The sequence below is a fragment of the Pseudoalteromonas sp. APC 3250 genome, from assembly GCF_030407915.1.
GTDB classification, from domain to species: Bacteria; Pseudomonadota; Gammaproteobacteria; order Enterobacterales; family Alteromonadaceae; genus Pseudoalteromonas; species Pseudoalteromonas tetraodonis.
This window is the reverse complement of the sequence record NZ_JASDCM010000001.1, coordinates 449254-474588: the sequence shown is the minus strand read 5'-3', so window position 1 is coordinate 474588 and position 25335 is coordinate 449254. Positions and strand designations below refer to the sequence as shown.

The window sequence follows — 25335 nt, the reverse complement described above, 5'->3', positions numbered from 1 at the left end:
AAGATTTATCGACCGTTATTTAATTTACAGGTGTTTAAAAAGTGACGATAAACTGGATTGTCTTTCATATCTTTTTTCATCGCTAAGTACATTGGACGAGTTAAACCAAGCGCGCCCAGTGGAATTGACTTAATTAACCCTTGGCTTTCATACGGGGTTACTAACCAATCGGGTAAGGCGGCCACACCCATACCTGCACTGACTAATTGAAATATAAGTAAACCTTGATCAACCGTTTTTAGCGTGCCGTCAAAACGCGCATTTTGGATGAAATGCTTAAATATATCCTGGCGCTCACGCGGAATAGGGTAAGAAATAATAGTTTCGCTTTTCAAATCAAGCGCAGTTACATAGGCTTTTTTCGCTAAGTCGTGATCTGGTGCCACAATCAGTTTCAGCTTAAAGTCAAACAAATGGGCGTATTCGAGTTTGTCAGGGTCGCGAATATCTGATGTAAGCACGAGATCTAATTCATCATTTAATAAGTCTGGGATAGCGTCGTAACTAAAGCCACGCTCGTAATCAATTTTTATATCAGGCCAAAAGTTATTAAATTCTTTGATAGTAGGCAATAACCAATGAAAACAGGCGTGACATTCAACGCTTAAACGCAGCTGCGAAATAGGCTGGTTTAGGCTTTCTTTGAGTCGGCACTTGGTGGCTTCTAATTTAGGTAATATTTCGTGTGCTAATTCAAGTAATAACATACCTTGAGGTGTAAATCGGACTGGTTGAGTTTTACGCTCAAACAACTGGCAGTCTAATTTGTTTTCTAAATCTTTGATTTGATGTGATAAAGCTGACTGAGTTAAAAATAGTTCGCGGGCTGTATTGACGAGAGAACCCGTTTCTTTAAGGGTAGCAATTGTTTTTAAGTGTTTAATGTCAATCATCTTTAATAAATCTCATGGATATGGTGAGTATAGCTCAGATTCATTACATACTACGCCTTTACAAAAACCGTTTCAACGTCTGGATGGCTATAAAATTGCACTTTAGTGTGTTTTTTACTGCGAACATTAAGTTTTTTAACTTTGTTGAGTCAAACAGTGTTTAGTTTTTTATTTATTGTTGAATTTATCTCATGTTTGTTTGGGTTTTTTATTAATGATTATTGTTCTGGTAACAGATAACTTTATTGTCATGTAACTCTCTAAAATAAGTAGGTTATAGCGCGACATTAATATTTAGATGTTTCATAGCGAGGTTAAAATGCGAATTAAAATTTACGGCGAAGGGTTTGGCAGGCAAAAGCTCAGTAAACGCAACTGAGGTGTAAAGGATACACGATTGAAAAAAGCAGCGAATGCAAGGATTGAATGATTAGGGGCTACTCATTGGCATACATTAATACCAATTCGTATACGCCTTTAAATAATGTAATGTATTAAAGCATTCGCTAACGGGGTTAAAGATTTTTATTAAGAACAATGTGGCACAAACTAATTATAAGGTTTTCTACTGGTTAAATAGACCCTTACTTAAGTAAGCAGTTATAAGGCAGATTGTAAAAAGCTGTAAAGTGACGTTGCATGAGTTAGTGTTGGCAAAAGCGTAAAAGTAATTACTGTGATTTTTAAAAGCCAGTAACCCTGGCTTATTAATTAAAGAGGGCTATGTATTAGTAAAATAGCTTCTTTTGCTGTAACAGGTTTAGACTTTAAAAAGCCTTGGCCATAATCACATTGGGTTTTTTGCAAAATAGCGAGTTGTTCAGGGCTTTCTATCCCTTCTGCTATAACAATAAGATCTAATGAAATGGCTAAGGTTAAAATAGCATCAATCAATGGATTGGCCGTGGTTTTTAAATTATCGATAAAGCTTTTATCAATTTTCAGGACATGAATAGGCAGTTGATGCAAGTAACCAAGGGCAGAGTAACCGGTGCCAAAGTCATCTAAACAGAGCAATACTTTTAAAGGCGATAATCCTTGAATAATTTGTGTTGCTAACTCTAAATTTTCAATCAATCCCGATTCGGTTATTTCTAGACATAATGAGCCTAAAGGTAGTTGATGTTTTTTGTAGATTGCGTGAAGCTGATCTACAAACTCTAAACTTGCGAAGTGGCGAGATGAAACATTAACCGTAACGCGTAAAAAACGATGCCCTTGTTGTTGCCATAAAGCGATATGCTGTGCTGCAAGGTCGAGCAAATGCAAATCTAAATTGATAATCTGCCCCGTTTTTTCTGCAATGGGGATAAAGTCACCTGGCGATACAAACCCTTTTCGTGGGTGATGCCAACGTACTAAAGCTTCAAACCCCATAACGTCACTGCTAGTAATGTTAAAAATAGGCTGAAAATACAGTTCAAACTCATCATGCTCAATACCGTGTTGTAAATCATTTTCAAGGTCGGCATGTGTTTTTAACTTGTTACGCATGACATTATTAAAAAACTTAACTTGGCCACGCCCTGATGATTTTGCTTCGTACATAGCCGCGTCTGATTGCTGTAATAAAACAAATGCTTCATCGTTTACATTATCACTAAATGCAACGCCAATACTGGTAGAGGGTTGCAGTAAATGGCCATCAATATCAATGGGATCTGACAGGGCGGTTTTTATTCGAGCGAGGGCGTCGTTTACTTGGTCACGATGACTGAGATTTTCCATAAAAATAGCAAACTCATCGCCACCTAAGCGAGAAAAGGTATCAGTATTGCGAACGGTTTGAGTAATCAATTTACAAATAGCAATTAAAAAATGGTCACCTACTTCATGGCCTAACGAATCATTAATACTTTTGAAGCGATCAAAATCAAGGTAGAGCAGAGCATGAAAAGTACCTTTTTTAGCGCGATTCAAGCGTAAAATTGCATGCTTCATTCTTTCTATTAGTAACGAACGATTGGCAAGCCCTGTTAGTTCATCATGCAGTGCTTTGTGCTCGAGTTCTTGCCGAGCTAAATGCCTGTCTATAACCATACTTATTTGTCGGCTCACATACGTCAACAGCGAGCTATCATGTTCGTTGTAGTAATGTTGCTTGTCATAGCTTTGTACGACAATAACGCCACTCATGCGCTCATTAACTTTATATGGCACACCAAGCCAAGAGTCTGCTAGTTCACCGACCAATTTAAAGTGGCCTTGCTCTATATAGTGTCGGTATTGCTCCTTATTAAGCAGTAAAGGGCGCTCGTTAATTAATAAATAGTAAGAGGCTGTTTCTTTTAACTGATCTTTTGAAATAATTTTATGCGTGTTTGTTTGTAAACCGCCTTCAACGGTATAGACAAAATCTAGAACATCTTCTTTTTTATCATACAAAGCAATAAAAAAGTTACTTGCATTAAGAAGGCTATCAATAATCACATGCAGCGATTTAAAAAAGGTATCTAAATTTTGTGCTTTATAGGTTAAGTTAGCTATTTGCAGTAGGCTACTTTCTAATTTTTGCGCATTATTAAGTTGCCGAACGGTATCTTGCAAGCTGTTGACGGTATTCACTTGATTTATTTTTGCGCTTAGTAAGTGGGCAACGGTAGTTAAAATTTCTAAATGTGAACTGGTAAAGTAATTTTTTATTGGGTGTTCACAGTCAATTACGCCGAGTACTTTATCTTTATATATTAAAGGCACACACAGCTCTGATTGCGCAGGGCGCTCATCAGCAATGTAGCGGCTGTCTTTAGTTACATCGCCTATTATTAAAGCTTGCCCAGTTGATGCAGCATAGCCCGTTATCCCCTCATTAAAGCGGATTAACTTTCGTTCTGACTGATAACTAGTGTGTTCGCTTTCAATACCCATAGACGCCACTTGATTTAGCGTAGATTGGCTGTCATCGGCTAAATAAATCACGCAGTCGACAAATCCAAGTCGATTAACAACTTGTGTGGTGACATAACTAAAGAGCGCTTCTAATGTATTCAGTTGCAATAAACTTGAGGAGAACTGATTGATTATACTCAATTGATCCGTTTTAGTTTCGAGCGCTTTAGTAGTATCGATAGTGTTCGACATAGGCAACGAAGGTAGGCCTTATAATTATTATTAAAGGTACATACGTTAACCTAATATTAACCTTTCTACAAAATAAAACGATAAATGAGAAGCGTGAAGTGTAAAGTTTACTTTATATGTAGTATCTAAGGATTATTTTTTAATAAGGTCTTTACTCGAAAACCCCATATGCCTATGATCAGTTAACTTAAGCATTAGGATTTTACGATGACGAGCAAAATGACAACTCTAACGATTACTAGGCCCGATGATTGGCATGTACATTTACGCGACGGGGATCAGCTAAAAGATACAGTACGTGATATCAGTCGTTATATGGGCCGCGCGATTATTATGCCAAACCTAGTACCGCCAGCCACGTGTACTGAAACCGCATTATCGTACCGAGAGCGCATTATGGCAGCGAAACCTCAAGGGCAGTTTGAGCCACTAATGGTACTTTATCTTACTGATAAAACGACACCAGAAGAGATAAAAAAGGCAAAAGCAACGGGTAAAATATTTGCAGCTAAATTGTACCCAGCGGGTGCAACCACAAATTCAGATTCTGGCGTAACATCGGTTAAAAATATTTATCCGGTGTTAAAAGCAATGCAAGAAGTTGGCATGCTGTTACTCGTCCACGGTGAAGTAACCGACTCGTCTATTGATATATTTGATCGTGAAAAAGTGTTTTTAGAGACTATTTTAGGCGATGTTGTCGTTGACTTCCCTGAGCTTAAAATTGTTCTTGAGCACATAACAACGAAAGATGCAGTCGAGTTTGTAGAAAGTGCCTCTGATAACGTAGCAGCTACAATTACTGCGCATCATTTACTATATAACCGTAACCATATGTTAGCAGGGGGCATTCGCCCACATTACTATTGTTTACCTATATTAAAGCGAAACATTCATCAGCAAGCACTTATGGCGGCTGCAACGAGTGGCAATAAAAAATTCTTTTTAGGCACTGATTCAGCGCCACATTATAAAGATAAAAAAGAAGCTGCATGCGGTTGTGCAGGTGCTTACACTGCACATGCTGCTATTGAACTTTATGCTGAAGCTTTTGAAGAGGCTGGTGCGCTTGATAAGTTAGAGGGCTTTGCAAGCCATTTTGGTCCAGATTTTTATGGCTTAGCACGTAACACCGACACTATTACCTTAGAAAAAGCTCCTTGGACAGTGCCGGCAAGCTACTCGCTAGGTGACTCTGAAGTAGTACCAATCAAAGCCGAGAGCGTTATCGACTGGCAAGTTAAATAGTAAAATTTAAACACTAAACTTTAAACCACCTTAAATTCAAGGTGGTTTTTTATTTTAAGTGGCTAAAAAACATACTGATAAAAACTATTTTAAAGCAATTGTAATCTGTTTATAAAAAATACAATATTTTGCTTGTTATTTTCTATAAAAATTAAAAGGTTACACCGTAGTTAGTAAAACAATGAAACTTCAAAAATAAATCCTAATTAATAGAGCTAAAAAAATTTTAATGTGTTAATCTTAATTGGCTTTGAGTTTTTGCGTATTGAATTACGGTATTGTGCTGCGTTTAAGGTTACCGGTTTGGTTATTACTTCTTCCTGTACTATCACCTCCAGTTTTTTGGGCATTGACTCAGGGAGGATATTGCCATAATTATATGGCTGAATTTTAATTATTGACTTACAGGAAAATTTAGTATGTCGGTTACTGGTAAAGTAAAATTTTTCAACGAAGCTAAAGGCTTTGGTTTCATTGAACAAGAAAATGGTCCTGACGTGTTTGTACATTTCAGCGCAATCACTGGTTCTGGTTTTCGCACTCTTAGCGAAGGTCAAGCAGTGACTTTCAGCATCAAGCAAGGTCAAAAAGGCCCTGAAGCTGAGAACGTAGAAGTAGCATAATTTATTATGTGAACCTAAGTTCATCGTGGTGAAACACTAACCTGTTTCACCATAATTCTTAAATAATTTTCAACTCTATTTTTAATCTCTCTGTATTGCCTTTCATTTCTGATATCCGTTATTCATATTTTTAACTCCGATATACCAAATTAAACGTAAACCTTTATGCGCGAGTCCGTTGTTGGCCAATGATCGCCTTGCGATTTAAATTTAGTCTACTGCTTGATGTGAGTTTAATTATATTGAGTTCATAAAAGTGCGTAAGATTGATATTTCTCCATGGAGAAATATAAAAAATCGGCAGGATATTAATGATCAGTAGAAACAAAAAACACAGGTGTTAATAAAAATGATTCTTTGTAATCTATTTCCCCTCCTTTGTATTGCTTTTTAGATAATCGGCACGTCCTTATTACTATGCGACGAATGCGCGAATAATAACGATTAGCTGTATTTTTAGCTTAAAAAGTCTCAAAAACCACTAAAAAAGAATATTCGGGACAGAAAATAAGCTTATTTTTAATTTTTTTTCAGCCACGATTAAGTTAATTTTAAATGTTATATTTTTGTTTACTTTAACTAGGTGGTTTATCAGTATTCTTACTATATCTGGCTTTGCTGAAATTGCATTTGTCACGTTAGTTACGATAATGTTAATTTTTTTGTGTGAGCCCTTTAAATATCTTACAAACAAGCTGATTTATTTATAGGTTATGCGAAACATGAAGTTGACATGACTTAATGCATTTAGCATTATTGGTAAGTTGATATCTATTAAAAGATATCAGGGTTGTCTTCCCCTTGCGGGTTGATAATTAAATTATAAAAGTAACATTACTTAATTGGTTGGGAACTATGTCTGTTAAAATCAGAAAGAGTCTTGTAGCAACTGCGTTGGTTGGCGCTTTTGCATTTGCAAGCAGCAATGTGATTGCAGATCCTTTGAATGACGTGCAAAAAGCAGGTCAAACAATTCAAAAGGCTGCGGTTAAGTCTCAAACTAAAATTGACAATGTATATGGTCAAACTCAGGAGCTAATCGCTGAGTACCGTAGCATCGTTGATGAGACTGAACTTATGAAAGTGTACAACGATCACGTAGCACGTTTGGTCGCTGACCAAAATGCGTCTATCGCATCGTTCGATCGTCAAATCGCGACTATCGATAACACTAAACAAAACGTTGTGCCTTTGATGTATCGCATGATCGATACGCTTGAGCAATTCATCAAAGCGGACGTTCCATTTAACCTTGAAACTCGTCTTGGACGTGTTGAAAGATTACGTGAGATCATGGCATCTGCATCTGTAACAACGTCTGAGAAGTTCCGTCAGGTACTTGAAGCGTACACTGTTGAAACAGCATACAGTTCAGCTGTAACTGCTTCTCAAGGTACTTTAGATGTTGATGGTCGTAGCATTAACGTTGATATCGGTCGTTTAGGTCGTATCACTTATGTAGCGCAATCATTCGATCTAAAACACGCTTGGGTGTGGGATAACAACACTAAACAGTGGAAAGAATTAGGTGAAGAATACCTAAAACCTGTTAAAGAAGTGATCCGTATGGCGCGTAAGCAAGCCACACTAGAACTTGTTAAACTACCAATTTTTGGCGCGGAGTAATCAATAATGAAGAAACTATTTAAAGGTTTTGCTGTTGCAGCAGTACTGTCTGTTTCTGCCGGTACCGCGCTTAATGCACATGCAAATACTGATGCTTTAGATAAAATTCTTGAGCAAGTAAAGCAAGAGCGTATTTCTGAAGGGAAAATCAATAAGCAACGTGAACAAGAGTTCTTATCAGATCGTGCTGATAAGCAAGCGTTACTTAACAAAGCGAAAAGCCAATTAGCTGCTGAAAAAGCACGTGGTGATCGTCTTAGCAAAGAATATGCACAAAACGAAAATACTTTAGCGGAAAAAGAGCAAGCTCTTCAAAACGCGCAAGGTACGTTAGGTGAAATGTTTGGTGTTGTTCGTCGTGCAGCAGCTGACGCGATTGGTTCAATTGAAGCATCTTTAGTAAGTGCTGAAAAACCAGGTCGTGCTGAAGTACTTCGTTCATTAGCTGCGGCTAAAGAACTTCCAACAGTTCGTGAGTTAGAAGAACTTTGGATTTCACTTCAAACAGAAATGACTGAGTCAGCTAAAGTTTCAACGTTTGAAACTGAAGTTGCAGGTCTTGACGGTAATCCGTCAATGAAAAAAGTAACACGTATCGGTAACTTCAACTTAGTTACAGACGATGGCTACTTAATCTACTCACCAGAGACTAAGTCTATACAGCCTCTAGGTAAGCAACCTGACAGCTATATCTTAAAAGGTATTTCTGATCTAGAAGGTACTTCAGCTGATAACTACGCTGGCGTATACGTGGATCCTACACGTGGTGCAATCTTACGTATCAACACGCAGAAGAAGTCTCTTATGGAGTACTACGAGCAAGGTGCTGAAGTTGGTTACATCATCACCGTATTGCTTGCTGTAGGTCTTTTAATCTTCTTAGTACGTTTCGTTGATTTAGCGCTTACTACTTCTAAGATCAAAGCTCAGCTTAAGAACTTGTCTACACCGAATACAAACAACCCATTGGGTCGTATTCTTAAAGTGTACTCTGACAACAAAAATCAAGATGTTGAAAATCTTGAGCTTAAACTTGATGAAGCGATTCTACGTGAAACGCCACGCATCGAAGCGGGTATTAACATCATCAAGATCCTTGCTGCTATCGCACCATTACTAGGTCTACTAGGTACGGTAATCGGTATGATCCTAACGTTCCAAACAATCACATTGTTCGGTACGGGCGATCCGAAGATCATGGCTGGTAACATCTCTCTAGCACTTGTAACTACAGCGCTAGGTCTAATTGCAGCACTACCACTTATCCTACTTCATTCAATTGTTGCAGGTCGTAGTAAGTCGGTACTACATATCCTTGATGAGCAAAGCGCGGGTATCATCGCGACTCACGCGGAGAAGGAGAAAGCCTAATGCTAGTCCTGATGGAGATCTGGGAATCTATCAGGGATTTTGTTGGCACAGGCGGCCAGGTTTTATACGTGGTCGCGATAGCACTCTTTCTTATGTGGGTTTTAATGATTGAGCGCTATTGGTTCTTACTTGCTGAGTTTCCTCGTTTAACGAAGGAAATTGTAGCTAAGTGGGATGCCCGCCAAGACACTACGTCTTGGTACGCACACAGAATCCGTGAAGCATGGATTTCTGAAGCGTCTGAAAAATTAGATCAGCGTATGTTGTTGATTAAAACATTAGTAGCTATATGTCCTTTAATAGGCTTACTTGGTACTGTTACGGGTATGATCGCGGTTTTTGAAACCATGGCAACCCAAGGTACAGGTAATGCACGTTTAATGGCATCAGGCATATCAATGGCAACAATCCCAACAATGGCTGGAATGGTTGCGGCACTATCTGGGGTATTCTTTAGCTCACGCCTTGAGGCAAGAGCGAGAATGGTGAAAGCCAAGCTTGTAGATAGTATGCCTCATCACTAGAGAGAGAATTAAATATGGCACGTAAACAACGTTTTCGTGAAGAAGAAGAAGCAGCGGTAGATATGACGCCAATGCTTGACATCGTATTTATCATGCTTATTTTCTTTATCGTAACTACATCGTTCGTTAAAGAGGCTGGTATCGAGGTCAATAAACCAAAAGCTGCCCAAGCTACGAAGCAAAAAAATGCTAACATTTTTATTGCAATTCGCAGTGACGGTGCAATCTGGATTGATAAACAGCAAGTTGATGTTGAACGTGTTTCAGCAAAAATCGAAAGTTTATTAGCAGAACAACCTACTGATGTTGTAATTTTGCAAGCTGATAAAGAAGCAAAACACGGCACAGTGGTTAAAGTGATGGACCAGATTAAAGCGACGGGTGATAACCTGAGAATTTCAATAGCTGGAGATCAGTAATGATTCGTTTTCTGTTTTCACTGATTGCAGGTGGGGCAGTTACTTTCGGCTTGTTCTACTTCATGGCATACCTCATCTCTGGTGGGGCTGACCGTAATACGGAACAAAAAGAGCAGATCATAGTCGAAATTATGACGAATCCGCCTGAATCTAAGGTGCAGGAGAGGAAGCGTGTACCGCCTCCGCCTCCGCCACCGCCAAAGCAGCCGCCTAAACCGCAGCCGCCACAGCCGGAAAATAGCAACCCAAATACTGGTGGCTTGTCATTTAATATGCCAAGTATCGATGTGGGAAGCACGGCCGGTGGACTAAGTGGTCCAGGTGCATTTGGACGAGATGGTGATGCGACACCTATCGTTCGTATTGAACCAAAATATCCAACACAAGCAGCACGTGATGGTAAAGAAGGTTGGGTTCAACTTTCGTTCACAATTGATGAGTTAGGTGGCGTGATTGACGTTGATGTTATCGACGCAGATCCAAAACGTATCTTTGACCGTGAAGCTAAACGTGCATTGCGTAAGTGGAAATACCGTCCTAAGATCATTGACGGGAAACCACAAAAGCAAGTTGGTTTACAAGTTCAACTAGACTTTAAACTTAACCAAGGCAACTAAGGAGGCGAGTAATGAGAAATTTTTCTAAAGTAACTGCACTTGCAATTCTTATGTCTGTGTCAGGTGCATCATTAACTGCACCTGTTTTAGCGGCGCCAGATTACGCAAAGATTGAAGAGCGTAAGAAAGCAAAAACTAAAATCATGGGCGAACGTACTGGTAAAAAAGTAATTAAAGCGTTTGATTTGTATAACGAAGATGATGTTGATGGTGCAATAGCGTTATTGAAAGAGTTAGAACCGTCTAATGACTTTGATAAAGCAACTGTTAATCGTTACTTAGGCAGCATGTACGCTCAAAAAGAGCAATACAAAGTTGCAATTAAGTATATGAAAGCAGCGATTGCACCGGATGTATTGAACTTTGCTGATCAGGCTCAAGGCTTAAAAACCTTGGGCGATATGTATGCGGGTACTGAACAATACAGTGCTGCCAAGCAAGCATATTCTGATTGGATGGACTTCACAGGTGAAGAGGACCCGAAAGTTTACACTCGTATTGCGCAAGCAAGTTATGAGCTTAAACAATTTGATCAGGTTCTTGAACCGGCAAACAAAGCAATTAAGTTAGCTGAAGAGCCAAATAAAGCTCCTTATCAACTTAAATTAGCTGCCTATTTTGAGAAAAAGCAATATCAAGATATGGTTAAAGTTGCAGAAGAAATTGTTCGTGTATGGCCTGAAGACAAAAAGTCTTGGGTAGGTTTAGGTAAGTATTATTTACAAACCGAAGACTACCAAAAAGGTCTAGCAACTATGGAAGTTGCATACAAGAATGGTTACTTCGAAAACGAAGTTGAATACAAAGTACTGGCTAACTTTTATTCTTTAAACGAAATTCCTTACAAAGCAGCAGTAACGCTTGAAAAGGCTGTTAAAGAAGAGAAAGTAAAACGCACTAAGCAAAATATTAGCGCGATTGCTAGTAACTACCATCGTTCGAAAGATATAGAGAAAGCTGCTAAGTATTACGAAGAAGCTGCTAAATTTGATGACGACGCTGAGCTCTACCGCAAAGCAGGTTCATTACTTTTACAATCTGAAAAATTCAGCGCTGCTGTTGTTCGTTTGAACAAAGCATTAGAGCTTGGCTCTGATAAAAAAGGCACTATTTATTCAGATTTAGCTGAAGCGTTTTACTACCAAGGTAAGTATAAGCAAGCTTATGCTGCTATTACTAAAGCCATGGACGACCCAAGCACACGTAGGTTTGCTAAAGGTTGGGCTACATATATTAAAGATAAAGCCGCTCGCAACGGTGTTAAAATTTAGTATTTAATGTACTCTAGTATTTTTAAAAAGCCCCATTGGGGCTTTTTTTATTGGAATTGACATGAAAAAAACGCCTATTATTTCACTGCTATTTTGTTTGCTGTTAACGTCTTGCTCTAAGCCTACAGATATATTTTCATCTTATGAAGAAGCGCAAAGCGCGTTAATATCACTTAATACTGCTTTAAGTGCGCAACCGAATTCACAGGTTACACAGCTCAGTAATGAGCAGCTCCCTTTTACAGATGATTATTTAGAGCGTCGCCACGCTATTTATCAGCAGCTAATGCAAATGCAGTTATCAGCAGAGCAAACCAATCAGGTTAATTATTTAGTTATTGCTGAGCGATTCCCAGAGCGCTATTTTGCATGGCCTGCACAAACAAATGTTTTGGCTAATATGCTCACTATGGCGAAAAATGATGCCCAGTATAAAAATATTGAGCAATGGTTAAGGTTTGTAAAATCACAGCTAGAAGCTGCCGAGCAAAGTAATTTAAAGCTAAATAAAGTTGAACATAGTTATTTAAAAAAGTACGTGCAACAAGCTATAAATCGCACTAACACACCGGTTGAACTTAATGCAGCGTTGAGTGAGTTAAACAATTATTTGGCGCACTATAAGCCAAGAGGCAGCATTGGTTTATCAGGCCTTGCTAATGGCAGTCAGTGGTATCAAAGTAAATTAAATTATTTTGCAAATGCTGTGCTCTCACCGCTTGAGTGGCTAAGTCGTATTGATAGCAAATTCAAATCAATGCAGAGTCAAAAACAGCAAACAACGGTAGAAGCCTCAAATGCCTCACAGCTTACCACATTACTTTTAACTGATTCGAAAATAGCGGGTTTAGACTGGTTAACGGGTTATACGCTATTACCTCTGAGGGCTAACGCTTCACAATTAGAACCAGCCGATGAACTGCTCTATATGGCTATGATGGAGACTGATCTAGGGGTGCATTATCACGCTTGGACATTGTCACAAGCACGCTTAAATTTACTTAAACGATTAAACATAAGTGAAGAGGAAGCGACTTTATTAGTTGAAGATATTCTTTTTTATCCAGGGCAAGCGTTTAGTTTTGCTCCACAACTACTTAATTAAACTTTAGTGCGCTATTAACTAGCGCACTGATCACATCGCTGCGCTGCAGGGTCTTGCTCTAAGCGCTGCGCTGATATTTTTTCCTCACAGTCACAACAGTAACCATACTGGCCAATGTCAATTTGGCTTATTGCCGCTTCAAGCTTATTCATACGCTCAATCAAGGGATTATACTCGGTGCCTAATTGCTGAGCTGCTATATCAAGCCACTCTTCATTTGAGGTACGGGTTAGTATACAAAGCAAATTTTGATGTGTAGGGTGTGTAGATTGTGATAGCAAGCCTAATATAATCGCTTTAACACTTTCAATTTCATCGTTTAGTCGTTGCTGATGATGCATTAGCAGTATAACCCTTAAATTAGTCCTCAGTGATACTGCTATTATCTAGTTAGATTATCTTAGATGTTATGATTTGTATCAAATTGTGGCGCTTTCGCATATTTTTTTAATACCTCTGCCACTTCATCTTTGGCTTTTAAACGACGTATTTCGTCAAATAATAGTCCTGCTTGTGGGTACTGACGTTTTAAATAACCAAGCCATTGTTTTGTGCGTGAGGCAAAGTACTTGGTATCTTTACTGGCGGTTTGGTGCATGGATGAGTAAATAATATGGTGTAAAATATTTTCCCACGTTAACTCACTATAATCTTCATTATTAATATGAGCTTTAATTTTACGAGCTAAATCAGGATGTGAAAGGGCGCCACGGCCAATCATTAAGTCAGTGCAACCGCTGCGCTTTTGGCATAAAAGGGCATCTTCTACCTGCCAAATCTCCCCATTGGCGACCACCGCAATTTGTTTATCTTTAACTAAAGGAGGGATTTTTTCCCAATAGGCAGGCGGGTTATAGCCATCGCGTTTAGTTCGCGCATGAATGGCAATACTGCTCGCACCTGCACTGACAACGGCATCGACAATCTCTTGGCTATTACTATCATCATCAAAACCTAAGCGAATTTTTGCACTTACCTCGTGTTCAGCGTCTACGGCATCCCTTACAGTTTTAATTATTGAATACATATGTTCAGGGTCTTTGAGTAAAACAGCGCCCCCTTTGCTTTTATTCACCGTTTTTGCCGGGCAGCCAAAGTTTAAGTCAACACCATGGGAGCCTAAGCCAACTGCTTTTACTGCATTTTCAGCTAGGACGTCAGCCACTTGGCCCAATAACTGAATTCGAACCGGCGTGCCACATCGAGTTAGCCCCGCATTTTTAAGTTCAGGGCAATAACGGTGAAATACTTTATCTGGAAGGCAAGTATCTACAACACGGATAAATTCGGTCACACAAAGATCGAAGCCACCTATGTCGGTGAGTAGTTGGCGCATTTTAAAGTCAACGACACCTTCCATCGGTGCTAAAACAAGTTTCATAGTGTGATTAATTTATTACTGAAAAAGAGCGCCAGTTTACCTGTAAATCATAAATTGATAAAACGCTTATTAGGGTTTATAGTTAGTTTACTAAGTTATTTTTGAAAAAATAGATAATGTGAAAGTTTTTAGTTTTATGCAGGTCTACTTGTATAATGATATCTGACAAGTTTAGAAGGTAATAAAAAATGAATACAATAAAGAAAAATTCAATTGCATTAACACTCGGCGCAGTGGTTGTTGGCAGTGCAAGTATGGCCAGTGCAGATGTACAAGCTAACCCATTTGAATTTCAGCAAATGGTTGCTGGTTACCAGTTAGACGCAGGTGAAGGCAAGTGCGGCGAAGGTAAATGCGGTGAAGCTAAAACCAAAAAAGAAGGAAAGTGCGGCGAAGGTAAATGCGGCGAAGCGAAGGCCAAAAAAGAAGGTAGGTGCGGCGAAGGCAAATGCGGTGAAGCTAAAGCCAAAAAAGAAGGCAAATGCGGCGAAGGTAAATGCGGCGAAGCTAAGGCCAAAAAAGAAGGCAAGTGCGGCGAAGGTAAATGCGGCGAAGCTAAGGCTAAAAAAGAAGGCAAGTGCGGCGAAGGTAAATGTGGTGGTAGCCACTAAACTTTTCTTTTTCAGATAAGTGAGAGGGCCATTAGGCCCTTTTTATTTAATATGAGGTTTTATTATGGCTCAAAATCAAACGCCTAACTTTGGCATGGTCGGTTTAGGCTTGCGAAGAGAAATGCTAGATGAGCTTGAGCATGCCATACCAAAACAAATTGAGTTTATGGAAGTGGCCCCAGAGAACTGGTTAAAGCTAGGTGGGCGCTTTGAAAAGCAATTTAAGCAGTTAACCAATACTAATTATTTTGTTTGCCATGGTTTATCTCTTTCTATTGGCTCACCTGAGCCACTAGACCTTGAATTTGTAAAGTCGTTAAAACCGTTTTTTGATACTCATAATATTAAAGTATACAGCGAGCATTTAAGTTATTGTTCAGGAAAAGGACACATGTATGACTTAATGCCGATCCCTTTTACTGAGGAGGCGGTTAACCATGTTGTTTCTCGGGTTAAACAGGTACAAGATATTTTAGAACGCCCGCTAGCGCTGGAAAATGTGTCTTATTATGGTGCCCCTGGTCAGCAGCTATCAGAGCTTGAATTTACCAATGCTATTTTAGAAGACGCAGACTGCCAGTTGCTATTAGACGTTAATAATATTTATGTGAACTCGATTAATCATGGTTATGATGCACAAGCGTTTTTAAGTGGGCTACCAACTAATAAAATTGCCTATTGTCATGTTGCAGGCCACTACAATGAAGCCGAGGACTTGATTATAGATACTCATGGCGCCGATGTTATTGATCCCGTATGGCAGTTGCTTGATAGCGCTTATGAAACACATGGTGTATTTCCGACGCTGTTAGAGCGGGACTTTAATATTCCACCTATTAACGTGTTAACCAAAGAGCTGGATATAATTCATCAATTACAAGCAAAGCACCTGCAGCTGTTATCCACTGAGCAAAGTGCTTAAACAGTCCTATGCAGCTAGTAATAACAACAGCATGGTTTTAAAAGAGTATTAACTATGAGTTTTATCGATATTCAAAATGAGTTTATGGCTCATATTCGCCAGCCCAACACGAACCCTTGCCCAGCAGATGTTGAAGACAGACGTATGGCTATTTATCGGGAGCTTTTTTTTAATAATATTAATGGCTTTGTTTCATCTGCATTTCCAGTTTTAAAAACACTCTATAGTGAGCAACAGTGGCTATTACTGGTTCGTCAATTTTTTAGTGAACATGATTGCCAGTCTCCTTACTTTTTAGATATTGCTGAAGAGTTTATAACGTATTTAATGACAAGTTATGTGCCCAAAGAGTGCGACCCTGTGTTTATGCTAGCGCTGGCGCATTATGAATGGATTGAGCTTGATGTATCGGTAACTCAGGCTGACTTGGATGAGAGCGAACTGGTAACGAATCAATTAACTCAAAGCCCTTTATATTTATCTAAAACGGCACGTAACTTAAGCTATGAATTCCCCGTACAACATATTAGCGAAGCGTTTCAACCGCAACAGCCCTCTGAGCAGCCACATTATTTTGTGGTGTACAGAGATAAAGACGATGAAGTACAATTTTTAGCAACTAATGCGATGACCGCCATGCTTTTGTCTATTATTGACAATAACGCAGGAAGCACATTTGCGCATGTTTGCCAGCAAGTCAGTGAAAATGCACCTCAATTTAGCCTTGAGCAAATAACTCAAGGCGCATTAAGTACCCTAACGGCTATGGCACAGCGTCAAATTATAGTGACAAAAAATCAAGATTAAGCTCTTTATAGATTATTTCACATCGTCTATTATAACGCCTTTATTTGTTGTGCTTAATAAAAGGTTGTACCGATGTCAGATGATAAAGAGTTTAAAGACCCGTTTAATGCGGCTTACTTTTTTGCATTTTTAGCCGTGTTTGCTGGAATAGGGTGTTTAAATGCTATTTTAGGTTGGATCACCAGCTTGACGTAATTTTTGCTTTATTTCATAGGGCTGTTGTTTTCATCAGCCTTATATTTTTTTATCTTGTTTACCCTTCCTGAATTTTTATAACTACCGCAAACTCGCAATTTACGCTCACTTAAGGTTATAATCACCTGCTTTGTAATATGAACCATTGAGCAGTTAAAATTATGACTCAAGTAACACCAGCAATTATCAAAAACAGCATTACTACAATTGCTGATTACCCTAAAGCGGGCATTATGTTTCGCGATGTAACAACCCTAATGGCAAACCCTGAAGCGTTTAAAGCAACCATAGATGCATTTATTAACGCCTATAAAGATCAAGGTTTTACTAAAATTATTGGCACAGAATCGCGTGGCTTTATTTTTGGTGCACCGCTATCTTATGCCTTGGGAATTCCTTTTATCCCTGTTCGCAAACCTGGTAAATTACCGCGCGAAGTTATTCGCCAAGATTACCAACTCGAATATGGTGAAGATACATTAGAGCTTCATACTGATGCGATTGTAGCCGGTGATAAAGTATTGCTAGTTGACGACTTGTTGGCGACCGGTGGTACAATTGAAGCAACAGCCAAGTTGGTTGCAAAATTAGGCGGCAACGCCACAGATGCAGCATTCGTCGTATCGTTACCTGAACTAGGTGGGGAGCAGCGTGTTGAAAAAATGGGTATTAAAATCCTAAAATTGGTTGAATTCGAAGGCGAATAATCGATGAGTTATCAGGTTCTAGCGAGAAAATGGCGTCCTCAAACCTTTCATGAATTGGTTGGGCAGTCTCATGTTAAACAAGCGCTGGTTAATGCGCTGAGTCAAAATAGACTGCATCACGCTTATTTATTCACTGGAACCCGTGGTGTTGGTAAAACGACCATTGCGCGTATTTTTGCTAAAAGCTTAAATTGTGATGAGGGCATTTCTGCCACACCATGTGGTCAATGTAGTAGCTGTGTTGATATAGAAGCAGGGCGCTACATTGATTTACTCGAAATAGATGCGGCCTCACGCACAAAAGTTGAAGATACTCGCGAAATACTCGATAACGTTCAATATGCGCCAACCCGCGGACGCTATAAAGTGTACTTAATTGATGAAGTACACATGTTGTCAAAGCACAGCTTTAATGCCTTATTAAAAACGCTCGAAGAGCCACCTGAGCATGTAAAGTTTTTACTGGCGACCACCGATCCACAAAAATTACCGGTAACTATTTTATCGCGCTGCTTACAGTTTAATTTAAATGCCTTGTCGCAAGCTGAAATTAAGCAACAGCTTGAGCATGTTCTTACGCAAGAGCAGCTCAATTTTGATAATGATGCCCTAAGTATTATTGCTAAAGCAGCTGATGGCAGTATGCGAGATGCGCTGAGCCTGACCGATCAGGCTATTGCCCAAACAAATGGCGATATTAATAATCAAGCTGTTCAAGCCATGCTTGGTTTAATGGATACCCATTATAGTCAGAGTTTACTCGCTGCATTACTCGCGCAGGATGGCGCAGCCTTAATGGCTGAAGTTGCCCAAGTCGCGAGCAGAAATCCTAATTACATTGCACTACTTGATGACTTAATTGCACTTACGCATATTATTCAATTAAGCCAATTAGTGCCTGAAGCGGCAGCACTTGATAGCAATAATGCTGACTACATTAAGCATGTTGCAGCGCACACTCATGCTCAGCAAATTCAAGTGTATTATCAGTTATTACTGAATGGCAAAAAAGATTTACAGTGGGCGCCTGAGCCACGCTTAGGGTTTGAGATGATTATGCTACGATTGTTAGCATTTCAACCTGAGCACTCACAAACGACGCATTCAGCACCTAGCTCGCAACCCGCGCCAGAGCAAAATGCCACAGGGCGTACCAATGCATTGCGTGATATTTTAAATAAAAATAAACCAGCGCAGAGCAATAGCACTGAAAGTCAGCCATCAATACATAATCCACAGCCAATAGAGGCTCCTGAGCCTGAGGTTTCGCGCTCTGATAATAGCCCGACTCACATTGAGCAAGAGTCAACACAAAGTCAGCCAAACATGTCTGATACAACGCCAATGAGCGATGAACAAGCGCAGCGTCAAAGCGAAGATGATGCCTACATGCAGCACAGCGATGTAGAACAAACCATTGCAGCGCAATACGATGATGTAATGAGTAGCGCGGTTGACCAAGGATTTAATCCTGAGCTATCAAACGTACCTAGTAGCACTGAGCATTCAGCGCCAACAATGGGCGAGCAAGAAGCACGTGCACAGTCTGCAATAGCGCGTATTTTACGTGACAGAAATATTTCCGGTGCGGGTAAACTGTCAAGCGCAGCAACCGAAAAACCTGTTGTGCCAAAATCGACCCCTGCTAGGCCCGTCGATAAACCTATTAGCAATACACCTCAAGCTGTAGCGCAGGAGCCGCCTCCATGGGATAGTGAGACGGGTGATGAGTTACCAAAAAAGCCAGCGCTCCCCATGTCAGGGAGCAAGCCACAGGTAAGCACTAAACCTGCAAATAAAGTCGACTTTAAAGCAAAGCATCAAACAATTACCGAAAATCTTGCGCCTGAGCTATTAGAGCAAATTAATCCGCAAAAACCGGCTCCTGTTGTTGAACAAGCACCAAGTATTCCGGTGCCGGATGATTTTCAAAGCCCCATCAGTGAAATTAGATTTGCCCATCAACAAGATGAATGGGCTTATTTAATTAAGCGAATGGGGCTTGGCGGGCGCATGCGCCAGTTTGCCTTGCATTCAATTTTTACCAAGCAAGACAATCATTTTCATATTGAAGTGGATGAATCGCAAAAGCATTTAGATACGCCTATGCTGCGCCAAAAGTTAAATGTGGCGTTATCGACTATTTATGGACATAACGTTGAGCTAAATATCGACTTTGCCAGTGGGGTGATTGACTCGCCTTATCTAATTCAACAAAAAATTGATGCAGGTCGTCACCAGCAAGCGATTGATGTGATCACAAGCGATGAAAATATAGTACAATTTCAACAGCTATTTAGCGCTGAAATTGACGAAAACAGTATTCAGGCATTGTAATTAACTATCAGTGCCCTTATTTATACTTCAGTTAATGTATTAAAAGAAAGAGAGACGATTATGTTTAAAGGTGGAATGGGTAACATGATGAAGCAAGCGCAGCAAATGCAAGAGCGCATGCAAAAAGCCCAAGAAGAAATCGCAACAATGGAAGTCGTTGGTGAAGCTGGTGCCGGTTTAGTTAAAGTAACCATGCTTGGTAACCACAACGTGCGCCGTGTTGAGCTTGATGAAAGCTTAATGGAAGACGACAAAGACATGATTGAAGATTTATTAGCTGCAGCATGTAACGATGCTGTGCGCCGTGTTGCCGATGAAACGCAAGAACGCATGGGTAAAGTGACAGGCGGTATGCAGTTACCACCTGGTATGAAAATGCCGTTCTAAGCAACTATGCAACTTTCAGATAGTTTAACATCGCTGATAGAGGCACTGCGTTGTCAGCCCGGCATCGGTCCGAAGTCTGCCCAGCGTATTGCGTTTCATTTGTTAGAGCGCGACCGTAAAGGCGGTGCTCAACTTGGTAATGCCTTGACTAAAGCAATGAGCGCTGTAGGTCATTGCCAATCGTGCCGCACATTTACCGAGCAGGCGCAGTGTGATATTTGCTTAAGCACTAAACGCCAAGACAGTGGTATTTTATGTGTTGTTGAATCGCCAACGGATGTACTCGCCATTGAGCAAACAGGTCAATACAAAGGGCTTTACTTTGTATTAATGGGGCATTTATCACCGATTGATGGCATAGGGCCTAAAGAAATTGGCCTTGATGTACTCGAGCAAAAGCTTGCGCAAGGCGGTATTAATGAAGTCATTTTAGCCACAAATCCTTCGGTTGAAGGCGAAACAACGGCGCATTATATTGCTCAGCTTTGCCACAAAAACAATGTGGGTGCATCGCGTATTGCTCATGGTATTCCTGTTGGTGGTGAGCTTGATTTAGTCGATGGAATGACGCTTATGCATGCATTTAGCGGTAGGCGATTAGTCAGCCATGAATAGTTTATTTTAAGCTTAACTATTTGAACTTACTTTAAAAGCCTACATACATGCTGTAGGCTTTTTTGTTGGCTTTAATTGCAATACAAACAAAAGTTTAAGGATGATATGGCTGCAATAACCCAAAGTGCTAATGTGATTGTTGATGACTTTATCGCACCTGTTTGCCATGAACACATAAAAATTATTTATCAAGATGAGGCGCTTTTAGTGATCAATAAGCCCAGTGGTTTATTGAGTTTGTCGGGTAAAAACTCACTAAATTGGGATTCCGTTCATTATCGCTTAGTCAATGGTCAACAGGGTAAAACAGCCGCCTTTGCAGAAGCAAAGTTACCTCATCGATTAGATTTTGGTACCTCAGGGATCATGCTGGTGGCACTCAATAGTGAGTCGGCAAAAAACCTCAATCAACAATTTCAAAGTCACACCATAAGCAAACGCTATGTCGCTATGTTACAAGGAAAAGTGTGCGATAACCACGGACAAATAAATTACCCGATTGCTAAAGACAAACTCTATTTTCCTCGTGTTAAGTTATGTAACACCACAGGCAAAGCGGCCTTAACACACTACACAGTACTTAAGCGTTTTATTCAACCAATAAAGACGTTAGTGCAATTTACCCCCGTTACTGGTCGAACGCATCAATTACGTATTCATAGTCATGCAATTGGGCATCCTATTTTAGGTTGCGATTTGTATAAAAGTGAACAGAGTGAGCAGATGGCGTCGCGTTTGCAGCTACATGCCAGCGATATATATTTTCATCACCCAAGCACTCAAAAGCCGATGCATTTACACTGTGCCAGCCCATTTTGAACAGATATTGTTTTTATAATATTGTTGTTTTTTGCTGGCAGCTTTTTTTACTTTTTTCCCTTGAAGTTCTGACACCTCCCCCCATATTAAGTGCATAACGCAGACACTTTGCAAATTGGAGATACATAAATGACTGCAGCACAAAAAGAAACATTAGGCTTTCAAACAGAAGTAAAACAATTACTAAACTTAATGATTCACTCGCTTTATTCTAATAAAGAAATATTTTTACGTGAGCTTGTATCAAACGCATCTGATGCAGCCGATAAATTACGCTTTTTAGCGTTATCAAACGGCGACTTATATCAAGGTGATGCTGATTTACGTGTACGTATTAGTGCTGATAAAGAAGCCAATACGGTAACCATTTCTGATAATGGTATTGGTATGACACGTGATGAAGTGATCAGCTCTTTAGGTACAATTGCAAAGTCGGGTACCGCAGAGTTTTTCAAAAACTTAACGGGCGACCAAAGCAAAGATTCACAACTTATTGGTCAATTTGGTGTGGGCTTTTACTCAGCGTTTATTGTTGCTGATGAAGTGACAGTGCGTACCCGTAAAGCAGGCGAGACAACGGCTGTAGAGTGGCAATCAAAAGGTGAAGGTGAATACACGCTGCAAGAAATTGAAAAAGAAGGCCGCGGTACAGACATTATTCTACACCTACGTGAAGAAGAAAAAGAGTACGCAGACGAATGGCGCCTTCGTAGTATCGTGACTAAATACTCTGATCATATTTCTACACCAGTACAAATGTACAAAGCAGAAGTACCAGAGTCTGAAGGCGAAGACGGTGAGAAAATTCCAGCAGTTCCTGGTGAGTGGGAAAGCATTAACCGTGCTACGGCATTATGGACGCGTGATAAGTCTGAAATCTCTGAAGATGAATACAAAGAATTTTACAAGCATGTAAGCCATGACTGGGAAGATCCACTTAGTTGGGGACATAACAAAGTTGAAGGTAAAACTGAATACACCAGTTTGTTATACATTCCGAAAAAAGCGCCGTTTGATTTATGGAACCGCGAGCGCCAAAGTGGCTTAAAATTATACGTGCAACGTGTATTCATTATGGATGATGCTGAGCAGTTTATGCCAAGCTACCTGCGTTTCGTTAAAGGTCTATTAGATTCAAATGATTTACCACTGAACGTATCGCGTGAAATACTTCAAGATAACAAAGTGACCCAAGCTATCCGTAAGGGGTGTACGTCGCGTATTATTAAAATGCTTGAGCGTATGGCGAAAAACAAAGCCGATGATTACCAAACGTTTTGGAATGAATTTGGTCAAGTAATGAAAGAAGGCCCAGCTGAAGATGCGGCTAACAAAGAGAGCATTGCTAAGCTATTACGTTTTGCTTCAACGCATACCGATTCAGACACTCAAGATGTCTCGCTTGAACAATACATTGAGCGTATGAAAGACAGCCAAGATAAAATTTACTATGTTGTTGCTGACTCATTTATTGCAGCTAAAAACTCACCGCATTTAGAGATCTTCCGCAAAAAAGGCATTGAAGTTTTACTACTAAGTGACCGTGTTGATGAGTGGATGATGAGCCACTTAACTGAATTTGCAGACAAGCAATTTCAATCAATTACTCGCGGTGATTTAGATTTAGGCGACTTAGACGACGAAGAAACTAAAAAAGCACAAGAAGAGTCTGAAAAAGAAGTTGCAGGCCTTATTGAGCGTATTAAGACCGCATTAGGTGATGATGTTAAAGAAGTACGCTTTACACATCGTTTAACCGATTCGCCAGCCTGTGTGGTGAGCGACGACAACGACATGAGCTCGCAAATGCAAAAGCTGATGGAGTCAGTAGGTCAAGCAGTGCCAGAAGCTAAACCTGTGTTTGAGCTAAACCCTGAGCATCAGATTGTTAAGCATTTAAATGATGAGCAAGACGAAGATAAATTTGCGCAGTGGTCACATGTATTGCTAGATCAAGCATTACTAGCTGAGCGCGGTACGCTTAAAGATCCAACTGGATTTGTCACTCGCTTAAATAAACTTATGCTTGATTTAAGCAAATAAGTATTAAAAATCAATGATTGAGTAAAAAGGGAACGTTTGTTCCCTTTTTTTATGCGCTGGAGCATAGAGTTTATTGATTTTTAAAGGTTAAATTTGCTGCATAGACGCTGCCCGAAAGGGTCTGTCTGCCTACATGGATGGTGGCAAATGGCGTGAGCAGGACGCAGAAGCTTTGCTCGATTTTTACTCAGCCTACTAAGTAGCAAACATTGCGCCGCGATTAAAGTGCCCCTAGTTTGCACAAATATTAATCCGCAAAGGCCAACAGACTCTAGACAATTAGTATAAGTTACTTGAGTATCTGCGGCGCTTGTGGAAGAATTCAGACTTTAAAATAAACTCTCATATTAGGGGACAATGATATGCGCATTATTCTTTTGGGCGCGCCGGGTGCAGGTAAAGGTACTCAAGCTCAGTTTTTAATGGATAGATACGGTATTCCACAAATTTCTACCGGTGATATGCTACGAGCTGCAATTAAAGAGGGCACACCACTTGGCCTTGAAGCAAAAAAAGTAATGGACGCAGGTCAGTTAATTTCTGATGACATCATCATTGGCCTTGTTAAAGAGCGCATTGCAAAACCTGATTGTGAGAAAGGCTTTTTACTTGATGGCTTCCCACGTACCATTCCACAAGCTGATGCAATGAAAGATAATGGCGTTGTCGTTGATCACGTTATTGAATTTGATGTTGCTGATGAAGTGATTGTTGAGCGTATGGGTGGCCGTCGTGTTCATCCTGGTTCTGGTCGTGTTTATCATGTTGTTTACAATCCACCAAAAGAGGAAGGTAAAGACAACGAAACAGGCGAAGAGCTTATTATCCGTGCGGATGACACAGAAGAGACAGTTCGTAAACGCTTAGGCATTTACCATGAGCAAACAATGCCATTGGTTGACTACTACCAAGCAGAAGCGCAAGCGGGTAATACGCAGTACCATAAATTAGACGGTACTCAAGCGGTTGAAGCAGTAAGCAAGCAACTAGCTGAGCTTTTGGGTTAATTTTTATCTAAAATTAAAAGCATAATTAAAAAAAAACCGCTTCATAGCGGTTTTTTATTATCTGAAATTCGACCTTTAAAGCGTTTTAAGCTTTTCAATAACGCTATCGTATTCAGGCTCGGTTGATAAGCTAGTAACTAATTGTTTATATATAACTTTATGGCTTTTATCGAGAATAAAAACAGCGCGAGTAAGTAACCCCATATCTTTAATTATTAACCCATACTTTTGGCCAAAATCACGCCATACAGAATCAGACAGTGTCGTAACTTTATCGATATTTTCTGCTTTGCAAAAACGTTTTTGTGCAAAAGGTAGGTCGGCACTAATCGTCAACATGGCCACGCCAGGAAACTGTTGCGCTACTTTTTCATTAAAATGCTTTGTTTGTAGGCTACAAATGCCAGTATCTAAGCTTGGTACTACGCTGATTAATACAGCTTGCCCTTGGTAATTTTCTAATGTAATGGCAGTAAAGCTGTCGTCGACCACTTTAAAATTTGGCGCATCAGCACCGACTTTGAGGCCTTGGCCTAGTAACGTAACAGGTTTACCTTGCGCTGTTACTTTTCCTGCATCTAAGGTGTTTTCAGGTAACTCTGATGCAAAACTAGTGCAACAAAATAGGCTCAATGCAAAGGCTAATGAACGACGCATGGATTTTTTCCTTTTAAGAATTAACGTAATAGTGGTGAGTGTATTATACTGTGATGGAGTTACCAAGCA

Annotated in this window: 25 protein-coding genes; 20 read left to right on the top strand and 5 right to left on the bottom strand. The window is 39.9% G+C overall.

The genetic code is table 11. The features are described from left to right. Positions 1-5: 5 nt before the first annotated feature. Both QL986_RS02140 and QL986_RS02135 read right to left on the bottom strand, forming a co-directional pair. Positions 6-893 (bottom strand): LysR family transcriptional regulator, encoded by an 888-nt coding sequence (locus tag QL986_RS02140; RefSeq protein ID WP_008114241.1) that lies wholly within the window; start codon positions 891-893, stop codon positions 6-8. 711 nt (positions 894-1604) lie between these two features. After that, a complete protein-coding gene (locus QL986_RS02135) occupies positions 1605-3974 on the bottom strand; it encodes an EAL domain-containing protein (protein ID WP_058154846.1) in 2370 nt (789 codons plus the stop codon). Between the two features lie 207 nt (positions 3975-4181). On the opposite strand from QL986_RS02135, the gene pyrC reads away from it, so the two are divergent. The 9 genes from pyrC (at position 4182) to QL986_RS02090 (ending at position 12778) form a co-directional block, all read left to right on the top strand. Further along, positions 4182-5222 (top strand): dihydroorotase, encoded by a 1041-nt coding sequence (gene pyrC, locus QL986_RS02130; RefSeq protein WP_290191071.1) that lies wholly within the window; start codon positions 4182-4184, stop codon positions 5220-5222. Between the two features lie 419 nt (positions 5223-5641). After that, the gene (locus tag QL986_RS02125; protein ID WP_004588138.1) at positions 5642-5845 is read left to right on the top strand and encodes a cold-shock protein; all 204 of its coding nucleotides are present in this window, start codon (positions 5642-5644) and stop codon (positions 5843-5845) included. 855 nt (positions 5846-6700) lie between these two features. Then, positions 6701-7471 (top strand): DUF3450 domain-containing protein, encoded by a 771-nt coding sequence (locus QL986_RS02120; RefSeq protein ID WP_013465204.1) that lies wholly within the window; start codon positions 6701-6703, stop codon positions 7469-7471. 6 nt (positions 7472-7477) lie between these two features. Continuing rightward, the gene (locus tag QL986_RS02115) at positions 7478-8842 is read left to right on the top strand and encodes a MotA/TolQ/ExbB proton channel family protein (RefSeq protein ID WP_013465203.1); all 1365 of its coding nucleotides are present in this window, start codon (positions 7478-7480) and stop codon (positions 8840-8842) included. Then, a complete protein-coding gene (locus QL986_RS02110; protein ID WP_008109346.1) occupies positions 8842-9366 on the top strand; it encodes a MotA/TolQ/ExbB proton channel family protein in 525 nt (174 codons plus the stop codon). Before QL986_RS02115 ends, QL986_RS02110 begins: the two co-directional genes overlap by 1 nt. 14 nt (positions 9367-9380) lie before the next feature. Further along, complete coding sequence (locus tag QL986_RS02105; protein WP_006792384.1) at positions 9381-9785, top strand: biopolymer transporter ExbD; 405 nt, start codon at positions 9381-9383, stop codon at positions 9783-9785. Further along, positions 9785-10402, top strand: a complete 618-nt coding sequence (locus tag QL986_RS02100; RefSeq protein WP_008109338.1) for an energy transducer TonB — start codon at positions 9785-9787, stop codon at positions 10400-10402. Before QL986_RS02105 ends, QL986_RS02100 begins: the two co-directional genes overlap by 1 nt. 11 nt (positions 10403-10413) lie before the next feature. Then, on the top strand, positions 10414-11673 hold the full coding sequence (locus QL986_RS02095) for a tetratricopeptide repeat protein (protein ID WP_013465200.1): 1260 nt from the start codon (positions 10414-10416) through the stop codon (positions 11671-11673). 61 nt (positions 11674-11734) lie between these two features. After that, positions 11735-12778, top strand: coding sequence for a hypothetical protein (locus QL986_RS02090; RefSeq protein ID WP_033104379.1), 1044 nt, complete (start codon positions 11735-11737; stop codon positions 12776-12778). Between the two features lie 14 nt (positions 12779-12792). On the opposite strand, the gene QL986_RS02085 is transcribed toward QL986_RS02090, so the two are convergent. Together QL986_RS02085 and QL986_RS02080 are read right to left on the bottom strand one after the other, a co-directional pair. Then, positions 12793-13119: a TraR/DksA C4-type zinc finger protein gene (locus QL986_RS02085; protein ID WP_290191070.1), complete on the bottom strand. Its 327-nt coding sequence runs from the start codon at positions 13117-13119 to the stop codon at positions 12793-12795. Between the two features lie 59 nt (positions 13120-13178). After that, positions 13179-14159: a tRNA-dihydrouridine synthase gene (locus QL986_RS02080; RefSeq protein ID WP_028835056.1), complete on the bottom strand. Its 981-nt coding sequence runs from the start codon at positions 14157-14159 to the stop codon at positions 13179-13181. 188 nt (positions 14160-14347) lie between these two features. Here QL986_RS02080 and QL986_RS02075 point away from each other — a divergent pair, with 188 nt between their 5' ends. From QL986_RS02075 to adk, 11 genes are all read left to right on the top strand, one after another. Next, positions 14348-14770, top strand: a complete 423-nt coding sequence (locus QL986_RS02075; RefSeq protein ID WP_290191069.1) for a hypothetical protein — start codon at positions 14348-14350, stop codon at positions 14768-14770. Positions 14771-14834: 64 nt separating this feature from the next. Beyond that, positions 14835-15692, top strand: coding sequence for a DUF692 domain-containing protein (locus QL986_RS02070; protein ID WP_290191068.1), 858 nt, complete (start codon positions 14835-14837; stop codon positions 15690-15692). Between the two features lie 54 nt (positions 15693-15746). Then, positions 15747-16499 carry a putative DNA-binding domain-containing protein gene (locus QL986_RS02065; protein ID WP_036954349.1) on the top strand — a complete coding sequence of 251 codons (753 nt, stop codon included), beginning with the start codon at positions 15747-15749 and terminating at the stop codon, positions 16497-16499. A gap of 72 nt (positions 16500-16571) precedes the next feature. Beyond that, on the top strand, positions 16572-16694 hold the full coding sequence (locus QL986_RS02060; protein ID WP_255314607.1) for a hypothetical protein: 123 nt from the start codon (positions 16572-16574) through the stop codon (positions 16692-16694). A gap of 161 nt (positions 16695-16855) precedes the next feature. Further along, positions 16856-17401, top strand: a complete 546-nt coding sequence (gene apt, locus QL986_RS02055) for an adenine phosphoribosyltransferase (RefSeq protein WP_013465193.1) — start codon at positions 16856-16858, stop codon at positions 17399-17401. 3 nt (positions 17402-17404) lie between these two features. Next, entirely contained in the window at positions 17405-19738 is a 2334-nt protein-coding gene (gene dnaX, locus QL986_RS02050; RefSeq protein ID WP_036954352.1) for a DNA polymerase III subunit gamma/tau, read from the top strand. Between the two features lie 60 nt (positions 19739-19798). Then, complete coding sequence (locus QL986_RS02045) at positions 19799-20125, top strand: YbaB/EbfC family nucleoid-associated protein (protein ID WP_013465191.1); 327 nt, start codon at positions 19799-19801, stop codon at positions 20123-20125. Between the two features lie 6 nt (positions 20126-20131). Further along, on the top strand, positions 20132-20740 hold the full coding sequence (gene recR / locus QL986_RS02040; protein ID WP_024602877.1) for a recombination mediator RecR: 609 nt from the start codon (positions 20132-20134) through the stop codon (positions 20738-20740). 105 nt (positions 20741-20845) lie between these two features. Then, positions 20846-21559, top strand: a complete 714-nt coding sequence (locus QL986_RS02035; protein WP_036954357.1) for an RluA family pseudouridine synthase — start codon at positions 20846-20848, stop codon at positions 21557-21559. A 129-nt stretch (positions 21560-21688) separates the two neighbouring features. Beyond that, on the top strand, positions 21689-23602 hold the full coding sequence (gene htpG / locus QL986_RS02030) for a molecular chaperone HtpG (RefSeq protein ID WP_036954359.1): 1914 nt from the start codon (positions 21689-21691) through the stop codon (positions 23600-23602). Between the two features lie 362 nt (positions 23603-23964). Beyond that, positions 23965-24609 carry an adenylate kinase gene (adk, locus tag QL986_RS02025; protein WP_013465187.1) on the top strand — a complete coding sequence of 215 codons (645 nt, stop codon included), beginning with the start codon at positions 23965-23967 and terminating at the stop codon, positions 24607-24609. 75 nt (positions 24610-24684) lie between these two features. Here adk and tpx read toward each other — a convergent pair whose 3' ends face one another. Beyond that, the gene (gene tpx / locus QL986_RS02020; protein WP_036954362.1) at positions 24685-25266 is read right to left on the bottom strand and encodes a thiol peroxidase; all 582 of its coding nucleotides are present in this window, start codon (positions 25264-25266) and stop codon (positions 24685-24687) included. Between the last annotated feature and the right edge of the window lie 69 nt (positions 25267-25335).

What these genes read in the sequence shown, in the direction of transcription:
- QL986_RS02140 (WP_008114241.1), bottom strand. Translation starts at nt 893, where the DNA reads ATGATTGACATTAAACACTTAAAAACAATTGCTACCCTTAAAGAAACG.
- QL986_RS02135 (WP_058154846.1), bottom strand. Translation starts at nt 3,974, where the DNA reads ATGTCGAACACTATCGATACTACTAAAGCGCTCGAAACTAAAACGGAT.
- QL986_RS02075 (WP_290191069.1), top strand. Translation starts at nt 14,348, where the DNA reads ATGAATACAATAAAGAAAAATTCAATTGCATTAACACTCGGCGCAGTG.
- QL986_RS02045 (WP_013465191.1), top strand. Translation starts at nt 19,799, where the DNA reads ATGTTTAAAGGTGGAATGGGTAACATGATGAAGCAAGCGCAGCAAATG.
- htpG (WP_036954359.1), top strand. Translation starts at nt 21,689, where the DNA reads ATGACTGCAGCACAAAAAGAAACATTAGGCTTTCAAACAGAAGTAAAA.
- QL986_RS02070 (WP_290191068.1), top strand. Translation starts at nt 14,835, where the DNA reads ATGGCTCAAAATCAAACGCCTAACTTTGGCATGGTCGGTTTAGGCTTG.
- QL986_RS02105 (WP_006792384.1), top strand. Translation starts at nt 9,381, where the DNA reads ATGGCACGTAAACAACGTTTTCGTGAAGAAGAAGAAGCAGCGGTAGAT.
- pyrC (WP_290191071.1), top strand. Translation starts at nt 4,182, where the DNA reads ATGACGAGCAAAATGACAACTCTAACGATTACTAGGCCCGATGATTGG.
- QL986_RS02065 (WP_036954349.1), top strand. Translation starts at nt 15,747, where the DNA reads ATGAGTTTTATCGATATTCAAAATGAGTTTATGGCTCATATTCGCCAG.
- dnaX (WP_036954352.1), top strand. Translation starts at nt 17,405, where the DNA reads ATGAGTTATCAGGTTCTAGCGAGAAAATGGCGTCCTCAAACCTTTCAT.
- QL986_RS02060 (WP_255314607.1), top strand. Translation starts at nt 16,572, where the DNA reads ATGTCAGATGATAAAGAGTTTAAAGACCCGTTTAATGCGGCTTACTTT.
- QL986_RS02115 (WP_013465203.1), top strand. Translation starts at nt 7,478, where the DNA reads ATGAAGAAACTATTTAAAGGTTTTGCTGTTGCAGCAGTACTGTCTGTT.
- apt (WP_013465193.1), top strand. Translation starts at nt 16,856, where the DNA reads ATGACTCAAGTAACACCAGCAATTATCAAAAACAGCATTACTACAATT.
- QL986_RS02110 (WP_008109346.1), top strand. Translation starts at nt 8,842, where the DNA reads ATGCTAGTCCTGATGGAGATCTGGGAATCTATCAGGGATTTTGTTGGC.
- adk (WP_013465187.1), top strand. Translation starts at nt 23,965, where the DNA reads ATGCGCATTATTCTTTTGGGCGCGCCGGGTGCAGGTAAAGGTACTCAA.
- QL986_RS02090 (WP_033104379.1), top strand. Translation starts at nt 11,735, where the DNA reads ATGAAAAAAACGCCTATTATTTCACTGCTATTTTGTTTGCTGTTAACG.
- QL986_RS02120 (WP_013465204.1), top strand. Translation starts at nt 6,701, where the DNA reads ATGTCTGTTAAAATCAGAAAGAGTCTTGTAGCAACTGCGTTGGTTGGC.
- QL986_RS02100 (WP_008109338.1), top strand. Translation starts at nt 9,785, where the DNA reads ATGATTCGTTTTCTGTTTTCACTGATTGCAGGTGGGGCAGTTACTTTC.
- tpx (WP_036954362.1), bottom strand. Translation starts at nt 25,266, where the DNA reads ATGCGTCGTTCATTAGCCTTTGCATTGAGCCTATTTTGTTGCACTAGT.
- recR (WP_024602877.1), top strand. Translation starts at nt 20,132, where the DNA reads ATGCAACTTTCAGATAGTTTAACATCGCTGATAGAGGCACTGCGTTGT.
- QL986_RS02085 (WP_290191070.1), bottom strand. Translation starts at nt 13,119, where the DNA reads ATGCATCATCAGCAACGACTAAACGATGAAATTGAAAGTGTTAAAGCG.
- QL986_RS02125 (WP_004588138.1), top strand. Translation starts at nt 5,642, where the DNA reads ATGTCGGTTACTGGTAAAGTAAAATTTTTCAACGAAGCTAAAGGCTTT.
- QL986_RS02080 (WP_028835056.1), bottom strand. Translation starts at nt 14,159, where the DNA reads ATGAAACTTGTTTTAGCACCGATGGAAGGTGTCGTTGACTTTAAAATG.
- QL986_RS02095 (WP_013465200.1), top strand. Translation starts at nt 10,414, where the DNA reads ATGAGAAATTTTTCTAAAGTAACTGCACTTGCAATTCTTATGTCTGTG.
- QL986_RS02035 (WP_036954357.1), top strand. Translation starts at nt 20,846, where the DNA reads ATGGCTGCAATAACCCAAAGTGCTAATGTGATTGTTGATGACTTTATC.